Origin of the sequence: Pseudomonas bananamidigenes (assembly GCF_001679645.1) — a bacterium.
In the GTDB taxonomy this organism is placed as follows: Bacteria; Pseudomonadota; Gammaproteobacteria; order Pseudomonadales; family Pseudomonadaceae; genus Aquipseudomonas; species Aquipseudomonas bananamidigenes.
Window position 1 is genome coordinate 79,429 of the sequence record NZ_LRUN01000046.1, and the last position, 11,271, is coordinate 90,699.

Genomic DNA, 11,271 nt, shown 5'->3' on the forward strand with positions numbered 1-11,271 from the left:
AGCCGTGCCATCAAGGAGATGGCATCGCCCAAGGCGAACCGCTCTGGCCCCAGACTCTCGGGGCCTGCCGGTTTGCACAAAAACAGATCCGATGCAGAGTGAATCCCATGGAATCAAAGGAAAGCGTCAGCCCGATCGGGCTGAAAGACATCACCATTGTCGACGACGCCAAGATGCGCAAGGCCATCACCGCTGCGGCGCTGGGCAACGCGATGGAGTGGTTCGATTTCGGCGTCTACGGCTTCGTGGCCTATGTGCTGGGCAAGGTATTTTTCCCCGGGGCCGATCCCGGCGTGCAAATGATCGCGGCACTGGCGACCTTCTCGGTACCGTTCCTGATCCGGCCGCTGGGCGGGCTGTTCTTCGGTGCGCTGGGGGACAAGTACGGACGCCAGAAAGTCCTCGCGGCAACCATCGTCATCATGTCACTCAGTACGTTCGCCATCGGGCTGATTCCCTCCTATGCCTCGATCGGCATCTGGGCGCCGATCCTTCTGCTGCTGGCGAAAATGGCCCAGGGCTTTTCTGTGGGGGGCGAGTACACCGGTGCTTCGATTTTCGTCGCCGAATATGCGCCGGATCGCAAACGCGGCTTTCTCGGCAGTTGGCTGGACTTCGGTTCCATCGCCGGTTTCGTCCTGGGTGCCGGCGTGGTGGTGCTGATTACCGCAATCATCGGCGAAGAGAAATTCCAGGACTGGGGCTGGCGCCTGCCGTTCTTCCTCGCCCTGCCGCTGGGCATGATCGGCCTTTACCTGCGTCATGCGCTCGAAGAGACACCGGCCTTCCAGCAACATGTCGACAAGCTTGAGCAAGGTGACCGCGAAGGCCTGGCCGGCGGCCCGAAAGTGTCGTTCAAGGAAGTCGCGACCAAACACTGGCGCAGCCTGATGACCTGCATCGGCGTGGTGGCGGCGACGAACGTCACCTATTACATGCTGCTGACCTACATGCCGAGCTACCTGTCGCACAACCTGCATTACAGCGAGAACCGCGGGGTGTTGATCATCATCGCAATCATGGTCGGCATGCTGTTCGTACAACCTGCCATCGGTTTTATCAGCGACAAGATCGGCCGTCGTCCCTTCATCATCTTCGGCAGCATCGCTCTGTTCATTCTGGCGATTCCCGCCTTCATGCTGATCAACAGCGGCAAGATCGGCCTGATCTTCTCCGGCCTGCTGATACTGGCCGTGGTGCTCAACTTCTTCATTGGTGTCATGGCCTCTACGCTGCCGGCGATGTTCCCGACCCATATCCGCTACAGCGCGCTGGCCAGTGCGTTCAACGTCTCGGTGCTGATCGCCGGGGTGACACCGACCGTCGCAGCGTGGCTGGTGGAAAGCACCCAGAACCTGTACATGCCGGCCTATTACCTGATGGTGACCGCCGTCGTCGGGCTGATCACCGGTGTGACCATGAAAGAAACCGCCAACAAACCGCTACGCGGGGCCGCGCCGGCAGCTTCCGATATCGCTGAAGCGCGGGAGCTGTTGCAGGAGCATCACGACAACATCGAACAGAAAATCGAGGACATCGACGCCGAGATCGCCGAGCTGCAAGCCAAACGCGATCATCTGGCGCAACAGCACCCGCGAATCGAATAACCATATAAAGAGTTGATGGGACAACAGGGTGGCATTCAAACGCCGTTCTGTGGTGTTCTGTTCGTCAGGAGCCGGTGGTTTTTTTCTGCCGGCTCACCACATTTCAGCAGCTGACGATGAGGTTCGTTCATGAGCAAGACGCCTTACGTACCACCCAGGGTCTGGAAACACAGCGCTCCGTCCGGCGGCCACTTCGCCAATATCAATCGCCCGATTGCCGGGCCGACCCATGACAAGCAACTGCCCGTCGGCAAGCATCCGTTGCAACTGTATTCGCTGGCCACACCCAACGGCGTGAAAGTCACCATCCTGCTGGAAGAATTGCTGGCTCTGGGTCATGGCGGCGCCGAATACGACGCCTGGCTGATCCGCATCGGCGAAGGCGATCAGTTCTCCAGCGGCTTTGTCGGGGTCAACCCGAACTCAAAGATCCCGGCATTGCTGGACCGAAGCGTGGAGCCGGCAATCCGCGTATTCGAATCCGGCTCGATCCTGCTTTACATGGCCGAAAAGTTCGGCGCCTTCCTGCCCACCGACCTCGCCGGCCGCACCGAAACCCTGAACTGGCTGTTCTGGCAAATGGGCTCGGCGCCCTACCTGGGCGGCGGTTTCGGGCATTTTTATGCCTACGCGCCGGAAAAGTTTGAATACCCGATCAACCGCTTCACCATGGAAGCCAAGCGTCAGCTGGATGTACTCGACCGGCGTCTTGCCGAAAGCCCTTATCTTGCCGGCGACCACTACACCATCGCCGACATCGCGGTCTGGCCGTGGTACGGGCAACTGGTGCGCAACAACGTATACGGCGCAGCCGAGTTCCTGTCGGCTCACGAATACACCCATGTGCAGCGCTGGGCCGAGGACATCGCCAGACGGCCGGCGGTCATCCGTGGGCAGCGTGTCAACCGCACCTGGGGCGACGAAGCGAGCCAGGTCCCCGAAAGACATGAGGCGGCTGATCTGAAGTAATCGCTCGCAGCCGATAATAAAAACAAGGGGCGCCCGCATGAACATTCTTTACGACGAACAGGTCGACGGCGCCCTGCCGGACGTCGATAAAACCGCGCTGTTGCAGGCGCTGCACAACCAGTGGCCAGCACTGGAAATCCTGCACCAGCGCGAGGATCTCGCCCCGTACGAATGCGACGGGTTGTCCGCCTGTCGCACCACACCGCAGTTGGTGGTCCTGCCACGGCATCTGGATGAAGTACAGGGCATCTTGCGAATCTGTCATGAGATGAATGTACCGGTGGTGGCCCGGGGTGCCGGCACCGGTTTGTCCGGTGGGGCGCTGCCGCTGGAAAAAGGCGTGCTGCTGGTGATGGCGCGCTTCAACAACATCCTGCACATCGACCCGGCCGCTCGCACCGCACGGGTTCAGCCGGGAGTACGCAATCTGGCGATCTCCCAGGCTGCCGTACCGTTTGGCCTGTATTACGCGCCGGACCCGTCCTCGCAGATTGCCTGTTCCATCGGTGGCAACGTCGCGGAAAACGCCGGTGGCGTGCATTGCCTGAAATACGGCCTGACCGTGCACAACCTGCTCAAGGTCGAGATCCTGACTGTCGAGGGCGAACACCTCACGCTCGGCTCCGACGCGCTCGATTCTCCCGGTTTCGATCTGCTGGCGCTGTTCACCGGCTCCGAAGGCCTGCTGGGCGTGATCACCGAAATCACGGTCAAGCTGCTGCCCAGGCCGCAGACCGCGAAAGTCCTGCTGGCCGCCTTCGACTCCGTGGAAAACGCCGGCCGAGCCGTGGCCGACATCATCGCCGCCGGCATCATCCCCGGTGGCCTGGAAATGATGGACAACCTGGCGATCCGCGCCGCCGAGGATTTCATCCACGCCGGCTACCCGGTGGACGCCGAGGCCATCTTGCTGTGTGAACTCGATGGCGTTGAAGCCGACGTCCACGATGACTGCATCCGCGTACGCCAGGTGCTGGAGAACGCCGGCGCCAGCGAAGTGCGTCAGGCCAGGGACGAGGCCGAGCGCGTGCGCTTCTGGGCCGGGCGCAAGAATGCCTTTCCTGCCGTGGGTCGCCTGTCACCGGATTACTACTGCATGGATGGCACCATCCCGCGCCGCGAACTGCCCGGCGTCCTGCAAGCCATTGCGCAGTTGTCCGCCGAACATGGCCTGCGGGTGGCCAACGTGTTCCACGCGGGTGACGGCAACATGCATCCGTTGATTCTGTTCGATGCCAACCGGCCCGGAGAGCTGGAGCGCGCCGAAACCCTGGGAGGCAAAATCCTCGAACTGTGTGTAAAGGTCGGCGGCAGCATCACCGGCGAACACGGCGTGGGTCGTGAGAAAATCAACCAGATGTGCGCACAGTTCAACAGCGATGAGCTGACCCTGTTCCATGCCGTCAAAACCGCGTTCGACCCCGGCGGTCTGCTCAACCCGGGCAAGAACATCCCGACCCTGCACCGCTGCGCCGAATTCGGCGCCATGCATATCCACGCAGGACAGCTGCCCTTCCCCGAGCTGGAGCGTTTCTGATGAATCATGGCAAGGACGTCGATGACAGCGCCGCGCTGCTTGAGCAGGTCAATCAGGCGTTGCACGCTGCAACACCGTTGCGGATTCAGGGCGCCAACAGCAAGGCCTTTCTGGGGCGCATCGTCGCCGGAGAAATCCTCGACACCCGCACCCATCGCGGCATCGTCCACTACGACCCGACCGAATTGGTGATCACCGCACGTTGCGGCACACCGCTGGCCGAACTGCTGGCGGTGCTGGACGCTTCACAACAAATGCTGCCGTGCGAACCTCCGGCCTTCGCCGACGACGCAACGGTGGGCGGGATGGTCGCCAGCGGTCTGTCGGGCCCGCGACGGCCATGGTCGGGGGCGGTGCGGGATTTCGTGCTCGGCACCCGCATCATCACCGGTCATGGCAAGCACCTGCGGTTCGGCGGTGAGGTCATGAAGAACGTCGCCGGTTATGACCTTTCCCGGCTGATGGCCGGCAGTTACGGCACGCTCGGGGTCATCACCGAAGTTTCGCTCAAAGTCCTGCCCAGGCCACGTCAGTGCCAGAGCATCAGCCTGGAGATGGACAGCGAGCGAGCCTTGCAGCGTCTGGTGGAATGGGGTCAACAACCGTTGCCGATCAGCGCCGCCTGCCACGACGGCCAGCGGCTGCATTTGCGGCTTGAAGGAGGCGATGGTTCGGTGGCCGCTGCCCGGGACCGTCTCGGTGGTGAAATACTCGACGGTTCCTATTGGGCGGACTTGAATGAACAGCGCCTGGCCTTCTTCGATGAAGACATGCCGCTGTGGCGCCTTTCGGTGCCGAACAACGCACCGCCACTGGATGTGAACGGCACCCGGTTGCTTGACTGGGGCGGCGCCCAGCGGTGGCTCAAGTCAGGGGAGGAAGCGGTGTTGATCCGCCAGGCGGTTTCGAAGGTTGGCGGGCATGCGACCTGCTACAGCCATGGTTTGATCGATGCGCCCTTCCATCCTCTTTCGCCCGCCCTCTTGCATTATCACCGCCGCCTCAAGCAACAGTTCGATCCTCAGGGCATCTTCAACCCCGGTCGCCTGTACGCGGAGCTTTGAACCATGCAGACCACTCTCAGCGAAAAGGCCCGACAACTGCCCCGTGCCGAAGAAGCCGAGCGCATCCTGCGCACCTGCGTACACTGCGGTTTCTGTAACGCGACCTGCCCGACCTATCAGTTGCTCGGCAATGAACTCGACGGCCCGCGAGGCCGCATTTACCTGATCAAACAGGTGCTCGAAGGCAACGAAGTCACCCGCAAGACCCAACTGCACCTGGATCGCTGCCTGTCCTGTCGCAATTGCGAAACCACCTGCCCGTCCGGTGTGGACTATCACAACCTGCTGGATATCGGCCGGGCTGTGGTTGATGCGGCGGTGCCGCGGCCCATGGGCCAACGCTTGTTGCGCGAAGGTTTGCGCGCAGTGACGCCCGATGCTTCTCTGTTCAAGGGGCTGCTCGGTGCTGGCCGGATCTTCCGCGTGCTGTTGCCCAAGGCTCTGCAAGCCAAACTGCCACGCAACACCACTACAACCGAGCGCCGCCCGGAAACCCGACATGCCCGCCAGATGCTGATGCTCGAAGGTTGCGTGCAACCGGGTCTGTCGCCCAACACCAATACGGCGGCGGCACGGGTGCTGGATCGACTGGGAATCAGCGTTGCTCCAGCGCGAAATGCCGGGTGCTGCGGCGCCGTGGACTATCACCTCGATGCCCAGGCCAAAGGACTTGAGCGGGCCCGCAAGAACATCGACGCCTGGTGGCCGGCCATCGAACAAGGTGCCGAGGCGATCGTACAGACTGCCAGCGGCTGCGGTGCGTTCATCAAGGATTACGGACACTTGCTCTGCACTGATCCGGCCTACGCCGAGAAGGCGAAAACCGTGAGTGCGCTGGCGAAAGATCTGGTCGAAGTATTGCGCGAGGAGCCGCTCGAGTCCCTTGGCATTCATGCCGATCAGCGTCTTGCCTTTCACTGCCCCTGCACCTTGCAACACGCGCAGAAACTCGGCGGCGCGGTGGAGTCGGTGCTGAGCCGACTGGGCTTCAGCCTCACGAGCGTGCCGGACGCCCATTTGTGCTGCGGCTCGGCGGGGACCTATTCGATAACCCAACCGGAACTGGCCCGGCAACTGCGCGACCAAAAGCTCAATGCACTGGAAAGCGGTCATCCGGATGTCATCGCCACCGCAAATATCGGTTGCCAGGCCCACCTTGACGGCGCCGGGCGCACGCCGGTCAGGCACTGGATCGAGTTGGTGGATGCCGCGTTGCCATTGGTGGACCAGACGTAGGATTGCTGGCGGCGGTCGAACGACAGGCGAAAAAAAACCGCCTTTGCGGGGCGGTTTTTCGGTAGGCCTCAGTTTGCGGCTGGGACCTTTTTTGTCTCACGGACAGAACTGACGTGCCGGAATACTATTAATCTTTGGTCTTGGTTGCAACGTTATTTTGCGTGCCATACGAAAACAAGGAAGAGGCTGACGGACGTGTATCGCCTCAAAATATGCTGACAGAAATAACGAATTACAAAACATATAAACCGTTTATCCTTGATCCTCAAAATCCCGCCACAAGTCAGGTTAATATCCCAGCGCTCACTCGTCAGTACGTCCATGAGGTTTGGCTGGAACCATACGGTTTCATGCCCTTCGACACGGTTTTGCACCCGTGCCGGAATGAAGGCTCGGAGGGATCACAACCGGCCGCCTCATGGACAGGACTGACGTTTATGTCCGAAGGCGCCCATGGTCCGGTAAGTGCGCTGGAGGTCTGGCCCCCGACCTGGAGGCCAAAACGTATGAAGCTTTTGCTGCGTACGCTGAGCCTCGTATGGAGATCGTTTCAGACGTTTCGCTTTTACGAGTTCCTGCGAGACCATTTTGACAACCTGAAGTAACGGTTGTCGATGTGGGAAAAAGCCCGTTTCAGCTTCGGCTGAAACGGGCTTTTTTTGTCCTTCGATACTGTCATTTGTATGAATTTCATAAATCTGACCCTGTTCAGCCGTAAGACATTTCGCTGACATCCGTCATCCCATATCTCCTTCACCGTCAGTTATTAGCTAATAGCCCCTTCATTAAATCGTCGCTGAATCGTTGTACTAAGATAGGATCCAATTTCCTGTTGCGCTGTCGCCGGGCATGGAGCTGTTTTCCGGTGGTTCAGGAGCACGAGTACCACACTGCAACTCATGGATGAACGACATGAACTCACAGCTGTTTCCTCACATCGGCAAAGTCATCGCCAGCACTGGCAGCCGGCATTTCCCACGGATGCTGCATGACCTGATCCTGACTCAACTGGCGGTGGACGCCACACACATCCGGCAGATGCGCGTGGAACCGCTCGGACGTACGCAACCACGCAGCGAGCCCGAATGCGTCAAGGAAGCCGCCCTGCTGACCGAAACGGTCTATTCCGAACTGAGCCCCCTGCCCGGCGCCAATGACTTGCCCGTCCCGGTACCCTCGACCGTCACCGATGCCTCGCAATTGCATCTGACCCGGCGCAACGACGGTTACCGCTATGTGATCTCGGTCTATCGCTGCGGCCCGTCAAAACGTTTTTCCGCTCAGGAGCGCAGCCTGTTGCAGGATATTTCCCCGGTGCTGTTGCCGATGGTGGAAAAACACATCAATGCCCTGCAACCGGCAAGCGTTGATGCACAAGGACAGACCCAGGAACAATCGGAATCGGCCCTGCAAGGCCTGGAAACCCTGCGCCTGCGCTTTTGCGAGCGCGTGGAACAACTGGGACTGAGCCTGTCGAACCGCGAAATGGAAGTGTGTGTCGGCCTGCTCGCCGGACGCACCGCGCCGGAACTGGCCGAACAGTTGCAATTGAAGGTCAATACCGTTGAAAGCTATCTCAAGCGTGCCGCCATCAAACTCGGTATCAGCGGGCGTCATTCGCTGATGCGCTGGATGTATTCGCCAAAGGACTGCCCGACAGCCTGCGGTCCGTCGAACGCTGCCTGATACCGTCGCGAAAAGGACCGCCCTCCTGCAAAGGACGGCGGTCTTTTCACGCCGTCGTCAATCCCGGGCCAACGCCTCGATGGGGTCGAGGCGCGACGCATTGCGTGCCGGTACGAAGCCGAACACGATGCCGATCAGGGTCGAGCAGATTACGGCGGTGAGCACCGAGGTCAGCGAGAACACCATTTCCCACTCTTTGATGAACAACGAAAACAGATGACCGATGGCGTAGGACAGCGAGATACCGATGGCGCCACCCAGCAGGCAGACCATCACCGCTTCCACCAGAAACTGCTGACGGATATCCGATTGCCGTGCACCGACCGCCATGCGAATACCGATCTCACGGGTCCGTTCGGTGACCGACACCAGCATGATGTTCATCACGCCGATACCGCCCACCACCAGCGAAATCACTGCAATCAGCGACAGCAGCAATGCCAGTGAGCGGCTGGTTTTCTGCACGGTCTGCATCACGCTGTCGAGGTTGTTGGTGAAGAAGTCCTTGGTGCCGTGGCGCTGCAGCATCAGTTTGTTGACGTGTTCCTCCACCACTTTACTCGGCTGGCCGTCCTTGATACGCACGCTGATGCTGTCCAGATAGCGCTGGCCCAGCAACCGGCCCGCTGCGGTTTCATAGGGCACCCAGACGTTGAGCGACTTGCTCGACGAGAAGATGTTCTTGTTCTCCGCCGCCACACCGATCACCGTGCACGGCAAGTTGCCGATCAGGATCACCTGCCCCAGCGGATCGACGCCTTCGCCGAACAATCGGTTTCGGGTGTTGTGATCGATCACCGCCACCTGCGCCTGACGCCGGGCGTCGCTTTCGCTGAACGCAATGCCCGACTCCATCTTGATCCCGCGCACCTGGAAATACAGATCGCTGACACCGTTGACCTGCGCATCCAGGTCGATGTTGCGATAGCGCAGCAACAGATTGCGCCCGACCACCGGCGTGGCGCTGTCGACGTAGTAGAGTTGATTGAGTGCGGTCACGTCGGCGGGCACCAGGGTTTCGATGGCCGCCGAACGACTGTCACCGAAACTGGTGCCGGAATAGATATCGATGGTATTGCTGCCTATGGCCTGAATGTCCTTGAGTACATAGCGCTTGGCTCCTTCGCCGATGGCCGAGATCGACACCACCGAAGTGATGCCGATGACGATCCCGAGCATGGTCAGCAAGGTGCGCATCCGGTGGGAGATCAGCGCGACCCAGGCCATGTTGAACGCTTCCTTGAACAAACCGAGGCTGGCCACCAGATGCCGCACTGTCGTGGACTTGGGTGGCACGGCATCCTCGCTGCTCAATGCCGTGGTATCACGCTCGTTGCGGCGGTCGCTGAGGATTTCGCCGTCGCTGACTTCAACGATGCGCTCGGCGTTGGCGGCGACCTTGGGGTCGTGAGTCACCAGAATCACCGTGTGCCCCCCGGCGTGCAGCTCCAGCAGAATGCGCATCACCTCCTTGCCGCTGGAGGTATCGAGCGCGCCGGTCGGTTCGTCGGCGAGGATCACTTCACCGCCGTTCATCAAGGCCCGGGCAATACTCACCCGCTGCTGCTGACCGCCGGACAGTTGACTGGGACGATGCGTCAGGTGCCCTTTGAGCCCCAGGCGCGCCAACAGTTCACGGGCCCGGGCGTGACGCTGGGGCTCCGGCGTGCCGGCGTAGATCGCCGGCATTTCGACGTTGTGCATCGCACTCAGATGCGGCAACAAGTGATAGCGCTGGAAGATGAAACCGAAATAATCGCGACGCAGCTCGGCCAGCGCCTGATTGTCCAGATCACGGGTTTCCCGGCCGTTGATCCTGTAGCTGCCGGCGGTGGCGTAGTCGAGGCAGCCGAGGATGTTCATCAGCGTGGATTTACCGGAGCCCGACGCACCAATGATCGCCACCATTTCCCCGGCATTGATCGTCAGATCGATATGCTTCAGCGCCAGAAACTCACGGTCGCCCGCGGTGAAACTGCGGCTGATGCCGCTCAGTTGCAACAGGGGTTCGGTCATGCTCATGCCCCCGCCACTTTCGCCACCGGATCACCGATCACCACCCGGTCACCTTCGGTCAGGCCTTCGTTGACCTGCACCTTGACGTTGTTGTTGATCCCGGTATGAACGTTGCGCGTCTGCGCCTGGCCCTTGGCGTCCAGTACCCGTACCGGAAAACTGCCGTCGTTGTTGCGCGGGCCCAGCGCCGCCACCGGAATCGTCAGCACCGATTTGGCGGTGTCGAGCACCACGCGCACCTGCGCCGTCATGGAAATACGCAGGCGATGATCCGGGTTGGGCACCTCGAACAGCGCGTTGTAGAACACCGCCGTGTTCTGCTTCGGCGTGCCGGCGGGCTGGGTTTCCAGGAAGTTCTGCGGTGCGGGCTCGGTGCCGCGCAGCTTGCCGTAGTAACGCTTGTCCTCGCCGAGAATGGTGAAGTACACCTCCTGCCCCGGTACGATATGAATGACGTCAGCCTCCGACACCTGAGCCTTGACGGTCATGGTGTCCAGATCCGCCAGTTTCAGCAGGATCGGCGCCAACTGGTTGGCAATCACGGTCTGGCCTTCCTGGGTGACGATACCCACCACGTCGCCGTCGATGGGCGCGACGATCCGCGTGTAAGCCAGGTTGACCTTGGCGGTGTCGATCTGGATGTGCGCGCTCTTGATCTGCGCATCCAGCGACAACAGATTGGCCTGTTGCACCTCGTAGTTCGATTGCGCGGTTTCGAAATCCTGCCGCGAGATCGAGGCGTCCTCCTGCAAGTTCTGATAGCGCTCGTAGATGGCCTTGCTCTGCTTCAACTGAGCCTGGGTCGCCCGACGCTGGGCTTGCAGGTTTTCTTCGTCGACCTGCGCCTGGCGCAGCGTGTTCTGCAACACCAGCGGGTCGATTTCCGCCAGCCACTGGCCCTTCTTGACCTTGTCACCGACCTTGACCTTGAGCGACTTCAACTGCCCCGAGACCTGGGCACCGACGTCCACCTGTTTGATGCCTTCCAGCAAACCGGTGGCCAGCACCGCGTTTTCAATGTCGCCTCGTTCGACCGTGGCGGTCAGGTATTGCGGCGCTTCGGCCGGTGCCTGCACCGTGTAGAACACCAACCCGGCCACCAGTGTCAACGCGATCCCCAGACCGACTTTGCGCAACTTCGACTGTTCCATAAATG

General features: G+C 60.7%; 8 protein-coding genes. 6 read left to right on the plus strand and 2 right to left on the minus strand.

Annotated elements, in window-relative coordinates; all coding sequences use genetic code 11:
- Window positions 1-107: 107 nt before the first annotated feature.
- The 6 genes from proP to BBF94_RS16795 all read left to right on the plus strand — a co-directional run bounded on the left by proP (window position 108) and on the right by BBF94_RS16795 (window position 8,099).
- Entirely contained in the window at window positions 108-1,607 is a 1,500-nt protein-coding gene (gene proP, locus BBF94_RS16765; RefSeq protein ID WP_065260096.1) for a glycine betaine/L-proline transporter ProP, read from the plus strand.
- Window positions 1,608-1,736: 129 nt separating this feature from the next.
- Complete coding sequence (gene yghU, locus BBF94_RS16770) at window positions 1,737-2,576, plus strand: glutathione-dependent disulfide-bond oxidoreductase (RefSeq protein WP_065260097.1); 840 nt, start codon at window positions 1,737-1,739, stop codon at window positions 2,574-2,576.
- A gap of 37 nt (window positions 2,577-2,613) precedes the next feature.
- The gene (gene glcD / locus BBF94_RS16775) at window positions 2,614-4,113 is read left to right on the plus strand and encodes a glycolate oxidase subunit GlcD (protein WP_065260098.1); all 1,500 of its coding nucleotides are present in this window, start codon (window positions 2,614-2,616) and stop codon (window positions 4,111-4,113) included.
- Entirely contained in the window at window positions 4,113-5,177 is a 1,065-nt protein-coding gene (glcE, locus tag BBF94_RS16780; protein WP_065260099.1) for a glycolate oxidase subunit GlcE, read from the plus strand. The genes glcD and glcE overlap by 1 nt, the downstream gene beginning before the upstream one ends.
- 3 nt (window positions 5,178-5,180) lie before the next feature.
- Window positions 5,181-6,413 carry a glycolate oxidase subunit GlcF gene (gene glcF / locus BBF94_RS16785; protein WP_065260100.1) on the plus strand — a complete coding sequence of 411 codons (1,233 nt, stop codon included), beginning with the start codon at window positions 5,181-5,183 and terminating at the stop codon, window positions 6,411-6,413.
- A 912-nt stretch (window positions 6,414-7,325) separates the two neighbouring features.
- Window positions 7,326-8,099, plus strand: coding sequence for a helix-turn-helix transcriptional regulator (locus tag BBF94_RS16795; RefSeq protein WP_065260111.1), 774 nt, complete (start codon window positions 7,326-7,328; stop codon window positions 8,097-8,099).
- A gap of 57 nt (window positions 8,100-8,156) precedes the next feature.
- On the opposite strand, the gene BBF94_RS16800 is transcribed toward BBF94_RS16795, so the two are convergent.
- On the minus strand, window positions 8,157-10,115 hold the full coding sequence (locus tag BBF94_RS16800; protein ID WP_065260112.1) for a MacB family efflux pump subunit: 1,959 nt from the start codon (window positions 10,113-10,115) through the stop codon (window positions 8,157-8,159).
- A gap of 2 nt (window positions 10,116-10,117) precedes the next feature.
- A complete protein-coding gene (gene macA, locus BBF94_RS16805) occupies window positions 10,118-11,266 on the minus strand; it encodes a macrolide transporter subunit MacA (protein WP_065260102.1) in 1,149 nt (382 codons plus the stop codon).
- Window positions 11,267-11,271 lie beyond the last annotated feature (5 nt).